This window comes from Flavobacterium sp., assembly GCF_049318185.1.
Lineage (GTDB): Bacteria > Bacteroidota > Bacteroidia > Flavobacteriales > Flavobacteriaceae > Flavobacterium.
The window spans coordinates 1-22146 of the sequence record NZ_JBMOGV010000030.1; the positions used below are offsets into that span (position 1 = coordinate 1).

Below are 22146 nucleotides of genomic sequence, written 5' to 3' on the forward strand. Positions count from 1 at the left end.
ACTGCTTCTCGAAGTCTTGGGTTGTCTTTGTGGATAATGTAGTTTTTTAGTAACACTTTTATAACTAAATAGGTTGGTTTGTTTGGGTTTTCTAATGGTATAAAGTACATTTCGCTTATTCGTAAAGTTATGCCGTAATATTCTAGTGGTTTGTCTGTGCCGTTTTCGTATTTAGTTAAGTTGGTTTCGGGTTGGATGAATGAGGTTATTTTCCAACGTTCTATAACTGGTGCATGATGGACTAGTAATTCTACTTCTTTGAAAAGGTAGGGATTACCGTTTGCGGTGATGATTAATTCTGCATCAATCTTTTTGTTTTTGATGATGAGGTCTAGGTCTTTGTTGTATTGATGTAGTATCTCGATTAGTTTATCGAAATGAATTTTTAGTTCGTCTTTTGAGATTTCGTTTAGCAGTAAGAAAACGAAGTTGTTCTGTTGGAAGTAGTTCCAGAAGTTGGTTATTGTTTTCATTTGTTTCAAGTTTCAGGTTGTTGGAACGCGGATGAAACGGATGCTTCGCATCGCGGATTTATACGGATTTTATCTTTTATCTTGCGCTGTTATTTCAAATGCAATTAGGTTTACCATTTCCCTTAATCGTGAGCGAACTCGATTGCCGTAATTCTTTTCTATTTCTGTGGCTGATAGGTTTGTGGTTATGTGGGTTTGGAGTTTTTTTGAAATGAATAGATCGTATCGGCTTAATAGAATTTCTGCCATTACATTGCATTCGTTACCAAAATATTTTAGGTTGTTTTCTGTTCCTAAATCGTCAAAGCAATAGGTTCTTGGTTCTGATTGGTAGAGTTTACCAATGCTGTATTTGTGAATTATTTGGTAGCCGTCCTGGATAAATTCAAAGCTTATGTCTCTGCATGGTTTTACGAAAAACTTATGTTCTGTTGCTGTTAGGTATTTCATTAAATTCATCAATGATGTTTTTCCGCAGCCGATTGGTCCGGTTAAAAGAATTCCTTTGTTGAGGTTTATGCCGTATTGAAAACAAGTTGGCTCGTCTTTTAGAAAATAAGCGATTAGTTTATACACAATTGGGTAATCAGTTTCTATTATTTTGAAATGATTGCCGTATAGTTCGATGCCTTTTTGTTCTAGCCAATTGATTACTTCTTGGTAGTTGTAATTGGTTTTTATTTCTGTTTCCATAGTTTAAGATTTAACCGCAAATAGCGCAAAGGTTCAACGCAAGGTTCACAAATATTTTTTTGCCACGGATTAAAGGATTTGCACAGATTTACTCACAATGACAGTTACAAAGGCTCTGAATAGTCTTTGTCGGTTGTTGTGTTGAGTTGTTTTGCTCTGTTGGATTGTTCTGCATTTGAAATGAATTTTGGTGCGTTAATCATCCAATTTTGTGCTGCTGCTTGCCAATCTACCATTGGTGATTTACCTCCGACTAACCAACCGACACTTTTGAAGTAATTGTAGAATTTTTGAGCTTCTTGTTCCGGAAAGCTTTGTTCTTGAAAATATTTCGAAACTTCTTCAAAAGTTGGATTATCAAATTCTTTCTTTTTTTCGCGCAACTTTTTTTCTTTCTCATCTTCGATTTCATTTTTTAAAATTGAATTATTTATTTCTTCAAATTTTTTTGCTTGCTTTTCCAAGTTTGAAACGTTTTTATCGTTTAAAATGTTTGTATTGTTTATATAGTTTATAGAAGGTACTAGTGCTTGTTCAGTACCTGTCTCACTACTAGTACAAGACTTATTCAAAGCTTGTTCATTAACTTGTTCAAAAAGAGGTTCATTATTTGGTTTTCTTTCAGATTTTGATAGGGGTTTTAAATCTTCTGAAAAGTTGAATAAAATGACATGACTACCTTTGAATGGGTTGTAGGATGGTTCATAATTGATGTAACCCAAACTATGTAAGTTCTTTAGACATTTATGATATGTTGCTTTGGAACTGATTTTGCTTATTCGCATTACCTCATCGCGGTTTATACTGATAGGGTTTTTGAAGCGGTTACAGTTCCAAAATTGGAATAAGGCAATGTATAAGCTTACATGTGTTGGATTTAATGTTTTGTCTATGGCTACTTTTTCGAAGAAACCAGTTAAGTGTTTGATGTAGTTCATTTACTAGTGATTAGTGAATAGTGATTAGTAGAGCTTGAACTATGTTCAAGGATTGACCTGCTTTGCAGGAGATACTTCACAAGCTCAGTATGACAATATTGTTAGTATCTTACTTACTCAGAGTAGGCAAGGCATTCACTTTATTTCCATTTAATAACTTTTCAATGTCTGTATTATCATAATACATGATGCCACCGACTTTGGTATAGGTCAGTGTTCCGTTGATGCGGAGATTTTGCAAAGTTCCTGGAGAAATGTTTAACAGTTTGCGGACTTCATTGGATTTGAGCCACTGTTTTGTTTGTTGAGGTTTGGACTGAATGATTTCATTTAAATCGTTCAAAAGAAGACTTCTGAATTCGTTTAAGTCTTCGCGTGTGATTACTTCTATAGCCATAACGTATGTTTTAGATTGTTATGGTACAAAATTGAAGTGTTTGAAAGTTTTTTTTTCACAACGGAGGTCGCGTTGTGAACGATTTTTATTTAAATTACCTCATCTGAGTCTTCCATTCGTTTCAAAAGTTGGTCATTTAAGGTGGTAACAAATTTTGTTTTATCACTCTTTCTTGCCCTGATTTCAAGGAATACACGGCGGTATTGTCCTAAATCTATATCAAAAATGTGTTCGAAATATTCTGCTATTTCTTTTAAGTCTGCTGCACCATTATTGAATACACCTTCTGTGTGAAGTGCGTACATTAGTTCTACTAAGGCTACTTTAGAGCCTGTCCATGTCATTTTCACGTTCGGTTTGCGTTGTGATTTTTCTGTATTTTCTTTATTTTCCAACATAATCAATTGGTTTTCAATATATAATTCGATCAGGTCATTTGCTAAGATTGTTGCTACTTTAAAATCATGCGATGTAGCAAAAGTTGTATCGGTTTCAAAATAGTAAGGATCTAATGCTAATTTGATGTCAAATTTGCCCCTAAGGAAGTATTTATAATCTAAATAAATATTACCTGAACGGTAATACTGGTAGAATTCTAATTCGCTATCGAAAAAGTTTTTTAAGATTTGTAATTCGTTGTTGTAGTACTTTTTTAATATTTTGTTACCACCGTTGGGTTTCTTCATTTCAATTTTATAGACTCTGTTGTAAAAAACGAGTTTTGAAGTGAATTGTGGTTTGATTTCTTTGAAAAATTGAATTTCTTCAGTTTCGGTTTTAAAGTTGGATTTAGTAGTGGCTTTTTTAAGTTCGTTAATAGATTTTAAAATTATAGTAATAGCCTGCTCGCACTTCTTGATTTGATCATCTATTTCTAAATCAATGAAGTTGAGTTGCTCGTTGAGTTTGTTTAATAGTATGTTGTATTTTGGGTTCAAAGAATTGAGAATTACGAATTGAGAATTACGAATTGGGAATTAGGTTTTAACGATATAATTGAGTTATGGATTAATTCTCTGAAGTCTCTTGACTTCGTAGAGCTTGGTTTTATTGTATAAAAACTCTTCCTCCATTTGTTATGTTCAAACGATTCAAATTATTACCAATATTTGTTATTGTTATAAAACCTAATCTTTCCAAGTTTCTAGCTAAATGTAAATTTTCGTCATCCAACTGAATTTCTTCATTATTGTTCAATTCAACCAAAAATCGAAATTCATGAATCGCTAATGTTATATTTACTCTATTTAATCTATGCTTGTAGTTAAGTATTGATAGTCTTGAGATTATGCCTTGATGATAAAGTCCATGATGATTGCTACATAAACAAATGAGATTATCATCTGTATCTGTACCATTTTGAGCTCGATCAACAATGTGATGAATTTGTAAAGGAGAAGTGACAGTACACACAGGAACAGCACATTGAAATCCTGCTTCTTCTTTAATTCTTCTTTTTTGTGCCGCAGTAACTGCCATAACTACCTTTTTTTATTTATAGTTAGCCACTCACTTTCTAATTGAGGAAGGAATTTTAAAAAATTTCCATCGACATAGCTAGCCTCTCTTAACACTCTGAAATCATTAATTATATAATCAAAAGTTATTATACCAATGCCTAGTTTTTGGATTTGCTCAAGCCCAACTTCATTTATAATTTTAGCATTTTCAATAGGAATTACTAACCACCTATAATTTGTATAATAACTATAAGTTTGCCATATGGATGGAATTAAGTTTTGTTTGTCAATGAGTGATTTAATTTCAAAGCCATGTATAACATTGCTTTTTGATTGTATGGCTATCAAATCTGCACTCATTTTAAAATCATTAACTTTAAACAAAACATTTTCTTCAATTAATAAAACTGTTTTATTTAAGAAATAATTTGATAACCATCTGCTTAATAGTTTCTGAATATGTTTCTCTCTTTGCATAATGTTTGTTTTAAAGTTGCTGCTAACTATTTGATATAATTAATAATATAAAACTTTTAATATTATTCGTACAACTTTTTGGTTAATGTATTCGTTTGTTTTATCATTTACACACTCCGCAACTTCCACCATTTTTAGCACAGTGTTTACAGTACTTACAATTTTTACAAGCTTTACAGTTTTTTGATCCTGTGCATTTTCTACCAGCTGTATAGTAAGTTGTGGTGCCTATTGTTATTAGTATTAGGATTGCTGAGATTAAGATTGGTTTTTTCATAGTTCTTATTTTTTAATTGCATTTGTATGGGTCCGGGTCACCAACTGCTGGTGCTATATTATTATTGTAGCATAGATTTAACCCTGAAGCTGTAATGGTTTGCTTGGTAAGTTTCACAGATAAACCTCTTTTGCTTTCCGGTGCTGATAACGATTTGTTTTGCTTTGGTGGGATATTATTAAATATTAAGTATTCTGTTTTGAAAACCCCATCATTCTTTTTTATGTATGCTATTGCTACTTTGATTTCATCTATAGTGTAGTCTGTATTGTTTGTAACAATAATATCTAGATTGGAAATTCCTCCGAATGCATCGACTGAATATTGGTTTGTAGTGACTTGAACTAGACTTGTTATATTGTTTCTAAGTTGTATATTGATTGAATCATCTTCAGAGGTGAAGTTATCTTGATTAGTATTGTTTTCTGAAATAATATTGCTACCAATGGCTAAAAATGCTATTATACTTATTGCTATGATTAGGTACTTTAAAAAATTACTTTTTTTAGGTTTTTGATATACGCTTTTTTGAATCTTCTTTAAGGGTGGTGGATTATTTGAAAGAATAGACTTTAATTCATCAACTTCACCTGCTTTTTTCCAGTTTTGCATGTCATTTGACCAAACAGGAGTGACTTTAGTGATTTTTTGATCTTTTAATTCTTCTATATTAAAAGGGCCTCTATTGTCTTTACCGTTATGTATGTAATATTCCTTCATTTAAATTGTAAACTATTAATTAAGTTCACAATTTTAGAATATTATTTACTATTTATTTTACGGTGTTTTGAAGTTTATTTTACGGTGTTTTGGAATATGACTTCGAGAACGATAGATTATCTCGTATAAAACCATTTTCATTTAGAGAGTATTATAAAACAAGTAAAGTCAAGACGATTGCTTCATCTGTTAACTTCGCTTGTGTGCAGAGTTTTTCATTGAGGGCGACATGCTTCTTCTCTAATTACATTGATAGTCTAAATTGTTCTATTTTTTGACGAATAATTTCTTCTGGATTATTTGTTGATGCTTTTGCTATTATCATCTTTTTTATATCGTTGTCATCAAGAACTATTACAAGTTTTTTATCCATTGCCCATATCTCTCTGCAAGTGTAATAACTACCATTGTCACTGCCGTTTCTTGTAACAATAATTCCAAAAAGTCCTGCTCCGTGTACTTTGAGATAGTTTGATATCTGGAGTATCTCTTTTTTTGTCACTTTTTTTGTGTAGTTTTTTGCATCTAAAACTATATAATCAGCTAAATACCGAGTTCTTATATGAGCCCAAAATCCAGTTTCTGCATAGTTTCTTAAAATAAAATCACGCCTATTTATCTTGAAATGATCAGAAAGTTCCGTAATAGGAGAAGAAAGAACTGAACCGAAAAGATAGTCTAAAATCTTTTCTATATGTTTTTGATATTTTGACCAATCCTTGTCTTTTCTTCCAGGATTTATTGATTTTAAATCCATTATGAGCTTGTTGTGCTCTGCAACATTTTTTTTTGATGTAAAAAGTGCTTGAAATAATGGGTGTGGTGTCGAAGCAATTTCTTTAAAAAATTTTGTTGAAATATAATTTATATCCCAAACTTCAATCCCATCTTTTTGTAATAATTCATTATCCTTATTAGTTAAAATACCTGGAAAAGCTAATGCTATTTTATGATCTTTTGAATACTTTTTAAATATCTTTAATTGTTCAATAATTTCTCTTAATCTTAACTCTGTGAATGTTGGTATGACTTTAACTTCAATAAGTACTTTTTCCCATTTATTACCCGCTTTTCTTTGTGTAATTAAGTCAGCTCTATATTTTGTTTCATTTAAAGCAACTTCTATTTCTGTATTTCTAAAGTTATTGTTTTTAAGAATTATATCATTCAAATATTGAACATACTCAACTTCTCTAAAAATTTTGTTCGATTTCCTTACTTTATCCTCTCCGCATATTAATCTAAAATTTGAAAGTTGAGAAGTTTTACTAGCACTTTGAGGTATTAAATCCTCAATTTCTAAAAGAACATCACTACGTCCACATATATAGCATTTTTCTCCATATAAATCAACAAGTTGTTTATATAATTCTTGTCTATTCTGTTTCATTTTTGAATGTTTTAATAACGTTGTTGTTTAGTCAATCTGGATGGTTTCAATTTTCTAGAGCAATTTTACGGTTTATAAATTCATTGATTTATTTTCCAAATTTTACGCCAAATTCTGATAGATTTTCAATACCAGATAATAAAATCCTACAATTTTTGAATCTAATGCTACAAAGTATTATTCTTTCAAAAGTCCATTGTCTTCTAATTCTTTGTATGTGCTTTTAAGTTCAGCGTTCAGTTGAGCTATGTATTCTTTACAAATGTGAAAATATAAATCTTCTTTTTCATCAGTTAAAACAAAGTCAAACTCTCCATTTTTTAGTTGCTCTAACAATTTGTTAAAGACATTTTTTACATCGTTAGGTTTGTCTTCTGTTAGAATAACTTCTAATACAGTTTCATTTATTGTAAGCTTTAAAGTCGCATTCGCGTCTTTCCTTTCTATTGTTGCGCTATGAGTTTCCATATATTTTTCCTCTTTCTCCGAAAGCAGATTTACCACCTTCTAGTGTTTTCATACTAATTAATTTCCAGTCTAAATTATCTTTTGTATTTCTATTACAAACCAAGCTATTTGAAAATGGATTCCCTGAATATGTATAATATCCATTAATGTCGTGTTCTCTATAAATTGAATTGTAAGGTAATGTTCTAACTGCAATATTTGCATCGTGTGTTGCTATAATAACTTTTTTACCGCTTCTTGCTCTCTCTTTAATTAGTGGTACAATTACTTCGCTAATGTAATCGTTTCCTAAACTTTTTTCAGGTTCATCAATTAAATAAATTTCCTTGTCTTTCATAAGCTCATTATGCAATAACACCATTGACGATTCTCCATTTGATGGTGTGTAAGGTTCTCCATTTAAAATAAAATGTCTATGAAAGAGATATAAATCATTTATTGAAGTTACTAATTCTGAACTTTCAATATCTTTTAGTTCTGAAATTTTTTCAAACAAAGAATTAGAGTAAATGTGTTTTGAAATTGTTTCTATTTGTGATGCAACATATTTTTGAGGATTTTTGGTTGTACTTTTAATATGCTTATATTTAGTATCAGCAATTTTTCCGTTTTGAATTAATAAATTTGTTTTGCAAAATAATTTTCCTTTTTCGCCTAAATCTCCAACTTCCTCTATTTTAGCTTCAATTGGTTTCGAAATATTTTCAATAATTTTTTTCACGTCTCTTTCAATGGAAATTCTATTACTTGCATACTCATAAAACCCAGTTTTTGTTGGTTTTTCAGGTTGCCCTGTTTTTTTTGAAATTTCAGAAACGAATAATTTTATTAAGTTGTTAAAAAAACTGATGCTTTTATAGTCAACAAATCTTTTTCTAGATTCAGAATTTATCTTTTCTATAATTTTTTGAACAATATTTTCTAATTGATTTATAAGTTCTTCTCCTACTATTTCTTTTAGTTTAGCATCTGTACTGAAATAGTCTTTGAATTCAATGAATTTTTTCAAATTACTTTTTACTTCATCAAAACTTCTTTTAGATGAGTTTTCATCAAGAGGTGTAAATTTATCAACTTTTATATTTTTGGATATTTTGTTTGTCGCTTCATTTGAGTAATAATCTACATATTTCGATAAACTCGTAACTTCTTTTTCTGTTGCGTTTTTTATCGAAGTAAATTCATTGGAACAGTTGTCAATTCCCAAATTATCATAATCTAGATTGAATTGATTTCCTTTTAGGTCAAATACTTCGTCTAGTCTTTTAGAATTGGACTCGTAAACTTCTGTTTTGAAACCTATTCCATTATAATAGTTTGATAATGCTTTTAAAATGTCAGTTTTACCAGTTCCTTTTGAGCCAAATAAAATATTGATGTCGTTATAAATGTCTATATCAATTATTTCTGCTGCACTATTAAAAGGATTTAGTTGAATAGTTTCTTTCTTTTTATTGTTCAGTATTGTATTAATTGTTGCGTCGTCTTTATCGAGTAACAAACAAAATTGCTCATAACTCTCAACTGGTAATCTCAATTCAGGTAAATCTTTTGAATTAACAGCATATTCGCTCCAATTCTGAACATCAGAACCGTGTATTGAATTATGCCCGTGGTTTATATAAATTCCTGCAGAAATTGAATTTGAAGCTTCTTTCAAAACCCTTTTAGGATTTCTTACTAATTCCAAAAGTCTATCAAGATCTTTATCTTGTATACTTGGTTTTTTTGAATGATAATGAGCAATAAAAATAGAATCAAAGTCATCAAACTTTTCTACTACATCATTTATACTAATTGTAAAATTATCAGCAGTCGTGGCACCTATTAATTCTTTAACTTTTTGACCAAAAACGTCTGAATTTTTTGGATTTACAATTACAATAAGATGAGCTCTTCGATCTTCTTCTTGGATATCAAATTCAACACCAGGCCAAATTTGGCAAATTCCATCTAAGTTTGCTTTAAATTGAATATATTGTTCGAAATCAAAATGATTATGATTTGTAATAGCTAATATTTTAACATCCGTTTCTTTTATTATTTCCGTAAACGTATTTACATCAACATTCCGATTTTCAGAATCTCCCTGCTTTATTTTTTTTGTATGTGTATGGATGTCAATTTTCATTTTTTTCTTTATTTATATGATCTCTCTTAAATAAACTTAAAGTGAGTTTTCTTTTGTTTCTTTTACCAGTTTCTTTTCCAGAACATTATAATAAAAAAGTTAATTACTAAAACAACTTTCCATAATTCCATCTCTATCATGAGTATTGATTTAAGCCAGTTAAAATTATAAAAGTTCTGTTTGCTTCTGGAAGATAAGTCGTCGAAGTAATAAAACCTGCAAGCCATTTATCTATAAGTCAATAAATATTTTTTTGAGCATTTGCTATTTCTTAGGTTTCATTAAAACACTCTTTTGAATGTATATTAGGACATTAATTTTTTGATTTAACTCTTGTAAAATGCCAACAGAGTCGTCAAGTTCAGGATAAACTTCTTTTGACCAAATTGGCTGAGAAACTAAATTGTCAAGTTTATTTTTTGCCGCATTTAGTTCTTGTTGAACTTCATTTAATCCCTTTAGAATTTGTCCTTTGTCCATCTTGATTGTTTTTATATTGTCGTCTTTTATAATTAATACTATCTAGATATTCATATAACTTATAACATATCCTTATTACTTTATACACTATAAGGTCTTTTATAATGAAAAATTATTGTACAATGATATTACGTTTATAGTATTGTGTATTACGGTGTTTTGGTTTTTTTAAGGTTTTTTTCACTAAATTAGAATAATGAATAATTCATTTGAATTAGTTTTCTAACTCTAATTGATTTTTAACTAAATTGTAATATTCATTTTTGTTTTTTAATAGTTCATTATGTTTTCCTTGTTCTACAATTTGACCATTTTTTAATACGATAATATTATCAGCATTTTTAACAGTACTTAATCTATGTGCGATAATTATAGCCGTTTTACTTTTTAAATACTCATTTAAGTTAGCCATTATTTTATTTTCATAAATAGTATCTAAATTAGACGTTGCCTCATCAAAAAAAATAAAATCAGGATTTTTATAAATGGCTCTTGCAATAAAAAGACGTTGTTTTTCACCTCCACTCAATGCTACACCAGATTCACCAATTTGTGTATTGTATTGCATAGGTAATTTTTTAACTGTTTCTTCAAGTTCTGCAATTTTTATTGAATGGAGTAGTTTTTCAATATTTGTATCATCTTCAGAAAGACAAATGTTTTCAGCAACTGTTCCACTAAAAATAAAACCATCTTGCATAATAACACCACAATTGTTTCTCCATTCTTTAAGATTGATTTCAGCAACACTATTAGTATCAATTAAAATTTGACCTTCCGATGGGAAATAGAAACCAAGTAAAAGTTTCATTAACGTTGATTTACCACTACCACTTGCCCCAACAATTGCGGTAATTGAATTTTTAGAAATTGTAATATTTATGTTTTCTAAAACATTGTTTTCATCGTTTGAATTATATTTAAAAGTGACGTTTTTTACATCAATATTTGTTTGATTTGAAAACTCTGTAATGTAAGTTTGGTTGGTTTTAATTTCTTCATCTTTTTCATAGACATCAGACAATCTGTCGAAGGCTAAATTTAATCGTTGAAAAGTTTGAGAAAAATTAATAATATCATTTATTGGGGCTGATAGTTGACCTAAAACATAGCTAATCATCATCATAGTACCTAAAGTCATTTCATCTTTTATTACAAAATAGGAACAAATACCCATTAAAAAAATATCTCTAAATTTTGAAATAAAATTATTACTATTAAACATATAAAAGCTTATATATGAATCTTTTATTTTAAATTTATTTAATTTTATTTCTGACTGTTTCCATTTATTTATTTTAAATTTTTCGGCACTATTTACTTTAATTTCAGTAATACCCATTACTAATTCGTATATGAGATTTCTATTTTCAGATTCAGATTTAAAAAGAGAATAGTCAATAAACTTTTTCTTTTTTAAAAATAATAATGTTATTAAAATAGTTAGGATACTAAAAAAGGAAAAAATAAAAAATACTTGAATATTATATGAAATTAATATAATTGAGAACACTAATAAATTTAAAAATGTTATGATAAGTTCAATTAAATTTTGCGATATGAATGCGTTAATCCTATTGTGGTCATTTAAACCTTCAATTAAATCAGACTTAAATTTTTTTTCAAAAAAACCTATTGGTAAATTGAAAATTTTATTGAAATAGATGTTTTTTAAATCAATATTAATATCAAGACTTATTTTAGTTGAAAGTATTTCTGATATACTGTTAGTTATTATATTACCAATAACAAAAAGAAATTGTGAAGCTAGTATTATCCATACTAAATCTATATTTTTATTTAGTATTCCTTTGTCAATGTTATCTTTTAATAATAAAGGCATTCCCCAATTTGTAGCTAGTGCTATTAAAGTTAAAGTAAATATTAGAAATAATTTTGATTTCTTTTTAGATAAAATTGAGCGTATTTTTTGTGCAACAAAAGTATTCTTATTTGCTTCGCTTTTATCTATTGTGGTAGTAAAGAATTTTTCATTTGGATTTGAAATAATTGCAATACCTGTTTCACCACTACACCATTTTTCAATTAATGAATCTTGGTTGATTGTTATTCTACCAAAACTAGGATCTATTATTTGAAAGAAAGTGTCATTTTTTTTTTTAATTATTCCTTCTAAAACGACAAAATGACCGGGTTTAAAAAATAAAATTGCAGGTAAAGGCATTTCCAATATTTCATCTACTGGAATATTTATAGAATGTGAATCAATTCCTATTGTATCAAAAAAGTGTCTAATATCTTTTATTGAAATACCTAACTTAGATACTTCGCAATTTTTTTTTATTGTGTTAATGTTATATTCCTTTCCATAATATTGGGTAATCATTTGGATACATGCAATTCCACAATCATTTGCACTTAATTGATACTTGAAATTTATTTTTTTATTCATGAAAAAATAAATTTTCTAATCTAGTTAATATTATTTCATCTTTTTTTTCTTCACTATAACCCATTTGGCAAGAATCAGTCCCTAATAGCTCAAGGTTTATTTGATGGCATCCACCACCACAAAGTGGTAAAATTCTACAACTTTGACATGCTTTTGATTGAATTTTTAGTTTCTTCCATGTTTCTATTTTATCATTCCAATTTAACTTTCCATTATCATCAATAAACCCATAACTATTTTCTTTACTAAAATCTCTAGCAGTACATTTATAAATATCACCATTAAAATTAATAACCACTTCATTTTCTCTATCTGCATAACAAGGTTTTTTAAAGTTCTCTACAATATCATTTCTAACTACTCTAAAATTTGAATTTTCAAATGACTCTTTTATACTATTTATAAATTCATCAATATCTGCTACTTCTTCTTTATCTTGCCAAACTCTATGAAAATCTATGCTTAAATTTCTTTTGTTAGCATCTGTAAAATGAGAAATGTCGTTTAGAATATCACCTACGGAGTAAGCAGTCAAAGCTGTATAATTTACTCTTAATACTACTTCTACTCCGTTTTCTAATAATCGTCTTATTGATTCAATTATTACGTCATAAGAACCCTCTTCTTTTTGTGCTACTCTAACTTGATTATGCTCTTCTCTGTTTCCATCAAGTGTAATTTGAAAATGCTTGTAATCATTTTTTTCAATCAAATGGTTAAGAATTATATCACTTAATAAATATCCATTTGAGGTAAAGGAAATTTCAAAATTTATATTCTTATGGATTTCATACTTTGTTCTGTAATAATCTATAATTGGTCGTGTTACTTTTGAATAATACATAAGAGGTTCTCCTCCAAAAAACGCTAAATCAAACGTTTTAAGATTTGGTTTTTCCAATAAAATATTGTCAATAAATTTTATAATTTTATCAACATTACTTTTTGACATTTTAGAACCCACAATATGAGACTCATAACAATACCAACAACTAAAATTGCAACCCATAGTGGGATTAATTATTAATTTGTAGTACTCATCATTATTCTCAATTTGTTTTCCTAATTCAATTACTTCTTGTAATTCATTTTTGTCATCAGCAACGATTGCATTTATTTGAATTAAATTATTATAAATTTCAGAATCTTGATTGGCTAGATATTCAGGAGAAAATTTTAACAAATCGGTTTTAGAATTTGAAATAATAATGGATTTATCTTCTTTCGAGTTATATAATACACTAAGCAAATCACTAAGTTGTAGTATAGAGTTATATTTACTGTATTTCATATTTTTTTTTGGATTTAGTTAATGACTTAATTATTTTTAATAAAATAGACTGTTATAAGCTAATTGTATGAACTATTTAATTAAAAAGCGGTACATCTACGATCGTTAATCGTATTGTCGCATTGGTTATTTGAACATTTACTACCATTAATAGAACCATCACATTGATTATTACCATTAACGCATCTACCATCGTTAATACTGTTTGCAAGTTCTAAGCCACCTATTTCATTACCAGTAATGTTGAATAAGAGCATAGACTCTTGGTTGCCATTTAGCATTTTTTGCTCAAGTTTGGCAACGAATTTCGAAAATTTATTTGTTGTATCCATATCATTAAATTTATAATGGATTATATCCTACTCTGTTAAGGCTTTTCGGATTCCGCCTTGCTTATAACAATCTATAATCGTTTATTTATTTCAGAATTTATATCTTCAATTTTTTTAACTTTTTTGTTCCCAAAATTGTATCGAATTGTAAATGAAAATGTTTTAAAATAATCTATGTTTTTTTGGAAACTATAATTATCTTTTATCTCTTCAATTTTTAGTTTTGAAAAGGTTAAGTTTGATGCACCAAAAATGAAATTAAAAGACTTGTAGGATTTAGTCATATCAATATCAAGAGATTGGAAGTTTTGTAAATTACCCAGAACAGATTTATTAGCGCTTCTGATTCCAAAAACTACACCGATATTGAAATCTTTTTTCTTTGAAAGATTAATTTGATTTTTAAGTTTTAATGAATAAAAATTGTTTGAAAAAGACATATTATAATCATTATAAAAACCTTTTGAATTACGATAGATGTAGTTAAAAGAAGCAGAGAAATTCAAATTTTTATTAAAAAAGGTATTTATATAAATTAAATTCATGTTTACCTCATTACCATTACCGTAATTAGCCGTTGTTTTTTGAATTAAATTTGAAGGTAAAACGATATCAAATTCGTTAAATAAATTTTTGTCGTAAATATAAGTTAGGTTAAAAAAATATTTATTTTGATAAGAGTAATCTAAATTTAATTCATAACTCAATGTTGGTAATAAGTTAGGGTTACTTATTGTGTAAGAATTTGATGAGTTATATCTTATGAATGGATTTAATTGAGAATAGTAAGGTCTTAGAATATAAATGCTAGCATCTATAGAAATTTCATTAACATCGTTTGGAATGAATAAAACTGAAAAAGACGGGAATAAGTAAGTGTTATTTATATTAGTTTCATTACTGTTTGTCTTTGTACTCCCATTACCTAAAAAATTTTCTAATCTTAAACCAATTTTTCCTTCCCATTTTTCATTAAATATTTTTTCATAATTTATGTATCCTGCAATTGTTTTGTCTGTGTAAGAAAAACTATTAGTTTGTAATGGATCCGAAATATAATTTATCCCATCAAAATTGCCTTGAAAAAAAATATTTTTTATATCACTGTAAATAAAATTTCCACCATAGTATAATTTATTATCGTCATCAATAATTTTGTTTACATCTATTTTTGAAGCGTTGATATTAAATTTCTCATCTTGATTTTGAACAAAATTTTCATTCGAACTGTCTGAGTTTAGAAATTCATAATTATTTTTATAGTTGTTTTCTCTTATGATTTGAGTATTATCGATATAAATATGAGAACCCAAACTATCTAATTGATGTGTAAAATTAATGTTTGCTCTAAATGAATTGTTATTTGGTTTTAGATTAGATATATTATTGAGTGAGGTAGAATTAACTACATCTGAATCAATGTTTTTAAAAATATTATAAGTTTCCGAGTTAGATTTTTTATCGTTTAATCTATAATTTAATTGAAGACCAATAGTGTTTTTATTGTTTAATTTATAGTCGGAGTTTATATAAAAGGAATAATTTTTAGTTCTATCAATTGCATTTAATTGTAATTGAGTTTCCTGATTTGTCATGAGATTATCATAAGTGTAATTGTAACGGCTAAAGTATTTGGCATTATCAATATTAGCACCTGAGGTAATATTAATTTTTTTCTTAGAGTATGATAAAAAACCGCTAACATATTGCGAGTTAAAATAAGACTGATTAGTAGTTGCACTTACGGAACCTTTTAAACCTTCATTATTGTTGGTTTTTAAAATAATATTAATGATTCCGTTTTTATTATTTGCTTCATATTTACTATCTGGATTGGCAATTATTTCTAATTTGTCAATATTGGTAGCAGGAATTGATTTAATCATGTTTAAAGCAGTTTCATTTTCTCCAACAGGTTTTCCATTAATAAAAATTGTGGCTTCTCCTTTGTTGAATATGCTAATTCCTTTTTCTGAAGAATTAAGTATTGGAACATAATTTAAAATTTCATAAGAACTTTTACCTTTTGAAAATTGAGATGTTGAAATATTATCAACAATAAATTTTCCTAGTTCTTTTTTAAGTTTTGTTTTTTTTGAAGTGACTACAATTTCTTGTAATTTATTAGAGTTATCAATCATGATATTTCCAAAATTGATATCTTCATTAATCTCTATTTCTTTTTGAAAATAAATTACATTAAACTGAACAACTTGTAATATAACTTTTTTAACATTGCTGGTCAAACTAAAAAAGCCTATAGAATCTGTTAAATCTCCATTGATAGTAATATTTTCAGAATTTTTGATTATAACATTTATATTATCAATGGGTATATTGTTTGTATCAATTATATTTCCTGAAATTTTAACTTGACTAAAACAGATATTTAGGGATAATAACCAAAACAATGATGTTAATTTGCAATACATATTTAGATCTATTAATAATTATTTGTAATATTAATTAGTTAGAATAATATATAATTACGGTGTTTTGAAGTTTTTTTTACGGTGTTTTTGATGCAATAAATTTGAATAACATATTGATTTACATTTATTTAATCATAAAATATGGGATTTATTGTAATAAAAAAAAGCCTCTATAAGAAGATATAGAGGCGTTCCTTTTTAATATTAAACTTTGTTAGATAAAGCCTAATTTCTTAGCGCTATCAACTAATTCTTTATCTGTAGCATCTTCAAGAACCAATTGTTTTTTAATATTAGATTTTCTTTTTTCAATTGCACTTAATGATAAAGGGATGAATTTTGGTAGGTTAATTGTCTTAATTCCATCAGCAATTAATTTAAGTATTTTGCTGTCATAATTGTCCCAATTAATATTTTTTTGAATCAATATCTTTTGTGCTAAAACAATCGATTGACTCAAATATATTTCATTCTCTTCAATACTTTTAAATATTTCGGGAAAGCATTTATAATTAATGTCACTTTTTGCAATAAAACCTTCTGGATTTAATTCTTTAATTATTTGATTTACCCACAAAGGTTCTTTGTGCATAGAAATAATAATGATTTTACACTTTGGAAATTTTTGTCTTACATAAACTGCGACATCACTACCAGAAAATAGTTTTTTTTCTTCATAAGCTGGAAGGCTTATATCAATAAGTGCAAAATCTATTTTTTTTTCATTTAAATAATTATTATTTACTGTATTGAATGCTTGTTCACAATCAAATGCGAATAAATAATTTGCCTTTTCATAAATTTTTATTTTTTTTAAGAGTGCATGATAACTGTCCACGTTAATTGGATGATCATCTACAATCAGAAAGGAATTTTGAGATTTATTTAATGTATACATAGGGCTAATTATAATATCAAACTGTACCAAAACTAATCAAAAAATATTAATAAATTACGGTTTTACCGTAAAATCAACTTTTTCAATCCCTATAAATTGCAAAAAAAAATGCAGTTTTCTTATATTTTAATTGATCAATCTGAGCATACAAATGCTATTTTGGAGTATATCAAAGAATTTGATGAATTTTTATGTGTTTCTGTTTGCACTTCAAGAAATGAGGCTGTCAATAAAATCTTGGAACTAAAACCCAATTTAGTTTTCCTGTCACTTAGTACTACTACAAATGAATTGGATTCTATTTCATTTTCTATAATGAGTGAACTGCATGAATTTTTAGATGAGCTACCTTCATTCATTATTCTGAACCCAACTAAAGAAGCTGCTTTTGAATCTTATCAGAGAGGTGCTTCGGGATATTTATTGAATCCAATTGATTCTAACGAATTAAGGAAATGTTTATTGCGCTATCAAAAAACTCATAAAGCACTATTTAAAGATACTATTTCAATAAAATCTAATGGTGATTATAATTTTATAAAATCTTCTGATATTATTTATCTTAAAGCTGATAGTAATACGACTGATTTTTATTTAGCATCTGGTAAAGTAATAACAGCATATAAAACTCTTAAATATTTCGAAAAGCTACTACCGTTTTACTTTTTTAGAATTCATCACGGTTATATTATTAATATTCAACATGTAAGCCGAATAAATTTAGGTAAGAATAGTTGCTATTTGCAAAATAATGAAATCGTTCTTCCTTTTTCTAGAACTTATAAATCAAATATTGATACCATCATTCTTAAAATATCTTAACTGAAATCGGTTGAGTTGTTGTTAAAAAACTACCAGTTGCTCTTATTGGTAGCCTAGTTACTAAACAAGCTTAATAAATTGATTTTCAATTGATTAAACTTAATAAATTTGACTATTCCAAAATCGGAATATTAAAGCTTTAATAGGTGTTTTAGTGTAGGGAAAAGACATTAAAGCGCTTCTGTGAAGACTTCCCTTCTTTTCAGAAAAATCAAATGAATTGTTGTGTCCAGAAGACATGACATAAGAAACTATTTCTAATTTTTTAAACTGATTTTTTATGAAAACTAATTTTTTATTTAAGCTATTTTTAGTAGCTATTACATGTGTAAGTTTATATTCTTGTACAGCAGATGAAATTGCATCAACACCTGAAACCAAAATTAAAACGAGTAGTAATGCTAGAGAAGGAGAATCCATAATAATAAATCCTCGCTAAGAAAAATGGCCATGAATTTCATGGTCATTTTTTTTTGATTAAATTTGAAAAAAAAACAATTTGAAGAATTTTTATTTTTTATTTTTTATTTCCTTAATTTTTCTACTGTTTTCGTGTCAAAAGGAGAACAATATTAAAATGAATTCTTCATTGTTTCAAACAGGTAGTTACAAAAGAAATGGGACTATTGAAAAAATCAAATTTTTAGACTCATTAGAAAGTATTTCAATTCAAAATAAAAATGATTCTATTTATAGAAAATTTTTGTTTGATTTATCTGATGAATACTATTATAATAATGAAAATGAAAAATCGTATTCAATCTCTCAAAAAGTACTTATTCTTTCAATAATAGCTAAAGATACTTTATCAATGGCAAAAGCCTATTCTTACATTGGAGATTATCATCAGATATCTCATAAAGATAGCGCTTATTACTATTATCAAAAGGCAGAAAAAATCAATAGACTTTTGAATAGAAATTATCAAATTGGAAAAATGCTTTTTAAAAAGGCTTACATCCTTTTTTTAGAAGGTAACTTTATTGAAAGTGAAGCACAAATAGCTAATGCTTTACTTTACTTAAAAAAAGAAAATGATGTAGAAATGTTATTTGCTGGATATTCATTGTTAGGAACCAATTTAGAAAAACTAGAAGAATATAACGAAGCCCTTAAATATCAACTACTAGCAAAAAATATAATTCTTAAACTAAATAATTCAAATTCTAATCTTGAACAAAAATATTTATACAACATACAATCTACAATTAATATTTCTAATATATATGAAAAAACAAGTCAATATGATAAAGTAATTAAAGAACTTGAACTTATTTTGACACCTGATTTAAAAGAAAAATGGCCTCAAGGCTATGTTACGGTATTGGGAAATTTAGGTTATTCAAAAATAAAAAAAGGTATAATTAAGGATACCGATAATTACTTTAATGAAGCTTTAAATTTATCAAAAAAAAATAACTATGAAAACAACAAAGTCTATCAATTAAAAAATTTAGGAGAATATTATGCAATTGCTAAAGACACTACAGCGTCTATTAAATATTTAAATCAATCCCTGCAATTAGCGCAAAAGCTTAAAATGGGTGATGAAATAAAAATGACTTTAGAATTACTTTCACAAGTTGATTATAAAAATGCAACTACATATGATAAAAAATATATTGCTATTAGTGACAGCTTGACAAAAGCCCAAAGAATTAATAGAAATAAGTATGCACGAATAGAATATGAAACATCGGTTATAGAAGATGAAAATAAGTTATTAAGTACTAAGAATACTTATATTTTGATTGGTTCCATTGTTTTGATGCTCATTTTACTTTCTATTATTATTATTAGATATATAAAAAGTCAGAAACGAGAAATTGAATTTAGAAAATCACAACAAAAAGCAGAGGAGGAAATATTCGATTTATTAAAAGAGTACCAACTTAAGCTAAGCATAGCAAAAGAACTTGAACAAAATCGAATTTCTAAAGAATTACATGACAGTGTAATGAATAAACTATATGGTGCCCGTATGCAACTCGGTATTCTTAATGAATATAATGATGAAGAAATTAAGGAAAAGAGGTTAGTTTATGTGGATTTACTTCAAGAAATAGAACAAGAAATTAGAACAATTTCACATGATTTACATACTGAAATTAATGAGACACAGTTTGACTATACTAATTTACTTTCTAATTTAATCCATTTGCAAAATGAAATTGGAACTACGTCTTTTACTCTTCATGTCGCGCCTGAAATTACTTGGGATTCCATTGACAGTTTAATAAAAGTTACTATTTTCAGAATCGTTCAAGAATCATTATTGAATATTTCAAAACATGCTAATGCAAGTACATGTCATGTAAGTATTTTATTGGATGGCGATTTAGTTTTAGAAATTAAAGACGATGGCATTGGGTTTGATTTGAAAGCAACAAAACAAGGGATAGGTTTGCAAAATATCCAAGAAAGGGCTAATACGATTAGCGCTATTTTGGAAATTATTAGTAAACCCAATAAAGGAACTACAATCAGGATGAAAGCAAAAATCGGAAGTTTATAAAACTCCCGATTTTTTTATTGGCGTTTCCTTGAACACAAATTTATCTTTGAGTATTTTCATATCCTCACTTACCTTTCTATCCAAGACCTTAGCATAATGCTGTGTTGTGCGTAGGTTTTTGTGACCTAGCATTTTGCTAACACTTTCTATAGGCACGCCGTTAGTTAGCGTTACTGTTGTGGCAAAGGTGTGTCGGGCTATATGAAAGGTTAGTTCTTTTTCAATTTCACAAACAGCTGCTATTTCTTTTAAATACGCATTCATTTTTTGATTGGATAGGATAGGAAGCAGCTTGTCTTCATTCAAACATTGAGGATGATTTTCGTATTTATCGATTATCATTTGTGTAACAGGAAGAATTGGAATTTTGGATGCACTTTCGGTTTTCTGTCTGTGAGTGAATATCCATTTCTCGCCATCAATTCCGTAGCTTATGTGCGATTTTGTTAAGTTTTTGACATCAATGTAAGCCAAACCAGTAAAGCAGCTGAAAAGGAAGATATCGCGTACTAGCGATAATCTTTCGGTTTTAAAATCTTTATTTATGATGTTTTGAATTTCGCCTTCAGATAAATAAACTCGTTCTACTTCCTTGACTTTGGATTTATAATTGGCAAATGGATTTTTATCTAACCAGTCATTGGCCAAGCAAAGTTTGATTATTTTATTGAAGTTCTTAATGTATTTTACTGCTGTATTATTGGCGCATTTCCTCACTGTTCGCAAGTAGAATTCATAATCGGTAATAAAGGCATGATCTATTTTATCAATATTGATGTCGGTTATATTGTACTTCCAAAATAGAAAGTTTGATGTGTGTTTGAGCGATGTTTCATATCGCTCTAATGTACCAGGTGCATATTCAATACCAAGCAATTCTTTTATTTTGCTGTTATGTTCTTTGAATATTGGGATTAACATTCGTTCTCTTTCTTTTGTTCCAAGTAGTCTATTTTTGAACTCTTCAATATTCAATGTAATATTGTCTTTTAGAAGTTCAAATTGGATTTCGTTTATTTGATTTTTAGTGAAATCAAGTAAGCTGTTTATTGAACGAGCTTCTTCTGAATTTCCTTTCATTCGGCTTAATTCATTCGACCATTTTGTTGGTTCTATGAACTTTTTAGAACTGTATTCGAATCGTTTCCCTTCGACTGTTAATCGTACATAAATAGGAAATAGCCCTTTTGCATTGGCTTTAGTTGATTTTGCATAGAAATGCAAGGTGGTTTTTGCTTTCATTTTGGTAACCTTTAAATTATACATTAATTTAGGATAAGGTTTGCCACAATACAAGATGTTCATTTATTGATTAAGTCGTTGAATAGGTTGCTAGCATAGAGGTTAGCTCCAGAGATTAAACTATTTAATCGATTTTGCGAGACCCAACTATTTGTAATTTTTTAGGGTCTCGATTTTGCACCTTGAATTTTGAAAAAGAATGAATAATTTGATAGGTTGTAAAAAGAAAAAACCCCGAAAATCATAGGATTTCGAGGTTTTTGATAACTTTTGAAAGTTATTTCGCGGAGAAAGAGG

21 protein-coding genes are annotated in these 22146 nt (G+C 27.9%); 2 read left to right on the forward strand and 19 right to left on the reverse strand.

Annotation, left to right across the window (positions count from 1 at the left end; translation table 11 throughout):
* The 17 genes from ACOYLT_RS04430 to ACOYLT_RS04510 form a co-directional block, all read right to left on the reverse strand.
* Positions 1 to 473 (reverse strand): hypothetical protein (locus ACOYLT_RS04430; RefSeq protein WP_422852645.1); only part of this gene is annotated, 473 nt, incomplete at its 3' end.
* 69 nt (positions 474 to 542) lie between these two features.
* A complete protein-coding gene (locus tag ACOYLT_RS04435) occupies positions 543 to 1166 on the reverse strand; it encodes an ATPase (RefSeq protein ID WP_422852646.1) in 624 nt (207 codons plus the stop codon).
* A gap of 104 nt (positions 1167 to 1270) precedes the next feature.
* Positions 1271 to 2104 (reverse strand): transcriptional regulator, encoded by an 834-nt coding sequence (locus ACOYLT_RS04440; RefSeq protein WP_422852647.1) that lies wholly within the window; start codon positions 2102 to 2104, stop codon positions 1271 to 1273.
* A 109-nt stretch (positions 2105 to 2213) separates the two neighbouring features.
* Positions 2214 to 2501 (reverse strand): helix-turn-helix domain-containing protein, encoded by a 288-nt coding sequence (locus ACOYLT_RS04445; RefSeq protein WP_422852648.1) that lies wholly within the window; start codon positions 2499 to 2501, stop codon positions 2214 to 2216.
* Positions 2502 to 2590: 89 nt separating this feature from the next.
* On the reverse strand, positions 2591 to 3439 hold the full coding sequence (locus tag ACOYLT_RS04450) for an RteC domain-containing protein (protein WP_422852649.1): 849 nt from the start codon (positions 3437 to 3439) through the stop codon (positions 2591 to 2593).
* Positions 3440 to 3548: 109 nt separating this feature from the next.
* Positions 3549 to 3980: an HNH endonuclease gene (locus tag ACOYLT_RS04455; protein ID WP_422852650.1), complete on the reverse strand. Its 432-nt coding sequence runs from the start codon at positions 3978 to 3980 to the stop codon at positions 3549 to 3551.
* A 2-nt stretch (positions 3981 to 3982) separates the two neighbouring features.
* On the reverse strand, positions 3983 to 4438 hold the full coding sequence (locus tag ACOYLT_RS04460; RefSeq protein WP_422852651.1) for a hypothetical protein: 456 nt from the start codon (positions 4436 to 4438) through the stop codon (positions 3983 to 3985).
* A gap of 289 nt (positions 4439 to 4727) precedes the next feature.
* On the reverse strand, positions 4728 to 5435 hold the full coding sequence (locus ACOYLT_RS04465; protein ID WP_422852652.1) for a DUF4339 domain-containing protein: 708 nt from the start codon (positions 5433 to 5435) through the stop codon (positions 4728 to 4730).
* A gap of 244 nt (positions 5436 to 5679) precedes the next feature.
* Positions 5680 to 6825 carry a hypothetical protein gene (locus tag ACOYLT_RS04470; protein WP_422852653.1) on the reverse strand — a complete coding sequence of 382 codons (1146 nt, stop codon included), beginning with the start codon at positions 6823 to 6825 and terminating at the stop codon, positions 5680 to 5682.
* Positions 6826 to 7002: 177 nt separating this feature from the next.
* Positions 7003 to 7293 carry a hypothetical protein gene (locus ACOYLT_RS04475; protein ID WP_422852654.1) on the reverse strand — a complete coding sequence of 97 codons (291 nt, stop codon included), beginning with the start codon at positions 7291 to 7293 and terminating at the stop codon, positions 7003 to 7005.
* Positions 7280 to 9424 (reverse strand): hypothetical protein, encoded by a 2145-nt coding sequence (locus ACOYLT_RS04480; protein WP_422852655.1) that lies wholly within the window; start codon positions 9422 to 9424, stop codon positions 7280 to 7282. The genes ACOYLT_RS04475 and ACOYLT_RS04480 overlap by 14 nt, the downstream gene beginning before the upstream one ends.
* 264 nt (positions 9425 to 9688) lie before the next feature.
* Positions 9689 to 9904 (reverse strand): hypothetical protein, encoded by a 216-nt coding sequence (locus tag ACOYLT_RS04485; RefSeq protein ID WP_422852656.1) that lies wholly within the window; start codon positions 9902 to 9904, stop codon positions 9689 to 9691.
* Between the two features lie 214 nt (positions 9905 to 10118).
* Positions 10119 to 12317, reverse strand: coding sequence for a peptidase domain-containing ABC transporter (locus ACOYLT_RS04490; RefSeq protein ID WP_422852657.1), 2199 nt, complete (start codon positions 12315 to 12317; stop codon positions 10119 to 10121).
* Positions 12310 to 13608 carry a radical SAM protein gene (locus tag ACOYLT_RS04495; RefSeq protein ID WP_422852658.1) on the reverse strand — a complete coding sequence of 433 codons (1299 nt, stop codon included), beginning with the start codon at positions 13606 to 13608 and terminating at the stop codon, positions 12310 to 12312. The genes ACOYLT_RS04490 and ACOYLT_RS04495 overlap by 8 nt, the downstream gene beginning before the upstream one ends.
* Positions 13609 to 13688: 80 nt before the next feature.
* Positions 13689 to 13865: a hypothetical protein gene (locus tag ACOYLT_RS04500; protein ID WP_422852659.1), complete on the reverse strand. Its 177-nt coding sequence runs from the start codon at positions 13863 to 13865 to the stop codon at positions 13689 to 13691.
* A 146-nt stretch (positions 13866 to 14011) separates the two neighbouring features.
* Positions 14012 to 16372 (reverse strand): outer membrane beta-barrel protein, encoded by a 2361-nt coding sequence (locus tag ACOYLT_RS04505; protein WP_422852660.1) that lies wholly within the window; start codon positions 16370 to 16372, stop codon positions 14012 to 14014.
* Positions 16373 to 16586: 214 nt separating this feature from the next.
* The gene (locus tag ACOYLT_RS04510; protein ID WP_422852661.1) at positions 16587 to 17270 is read right to left on the reverse strand and encodes a response regulator; all 684 of its coding nucleotides are present in this window, start codon (positions 17268 to 17270) and stop codon (positions 16587 to 16589) included.
* 108 nt (positions 17271 to 17378) lie between these two features.
* Between ACOYLT_RS04510 and ACOYLT_RS04515 the strand changes: the two genes are divergently transcribed.
* The gene (locus ACOYLT_RS04515) at positions 17379 to 18092 is read left to right on the forward strand and encodes a LytR/AlgR family response regulator transcription factor (protein WP_422852662.1); all 714 of its coding nucleotides are present in this window, start codon (positions 17379 to 17381) and stop codon (positions 18090 to 18092) included.
* A gap of 99 nt (positions 18093 to 18191) precedes the next feature.
* On the opposite strand, the gene ACOYLT_RS04520 is transcribed toward ACOYLT_RS04515, so the two are convergent.
* Positions 18192 to 18512 (reverse strand): hypothetical protein, encoded by a 321-nt coding sequence (locus ACOYLT_RS04520; protein ID WP_422852663.1) that lies wholly within the window; start codon positions 18510 to 18512, stop codon positions 18192 to 18194.
* Positions 18513 to 18669: 157 nt separating this feature from the next.
* Between ACOYLT_RS04520 and ACOYLT_RS04525 the strand changes: the two genes are divergently transcribed.
* Positions 18670 to 20607, forward strand: a complete 1938-nt coding sequence (locus ACOYLT_RS04525) for a sensor histidine kinase (RefSeq protein ID WP_422852664.1) — start codon at positions 18670 to 18672, stop codon at positions 20605 to 20607.
* Here the strand turns inward: ACOYLT_RS04525 and ACOYLT_RS04530 are convergent.
* The gene (locus ACOYLT_RS04530) at positions 20602 to 21849 is read right to left on the reverse strand and encodes a site-specific integrase (protein ID WP_422852665.1); all 1248 of its coding nucleotides are present in this window, start codon (positions 21847 to 21849) and stop codon (positions 20602 to 20604) included. The genes ACOYLT_RS04525 and ACOYLT_RS04530 overlap by 6 nt on opposite strands.
* Positions 21850 to 22146 lie beyond the last annotated feature (297 nt).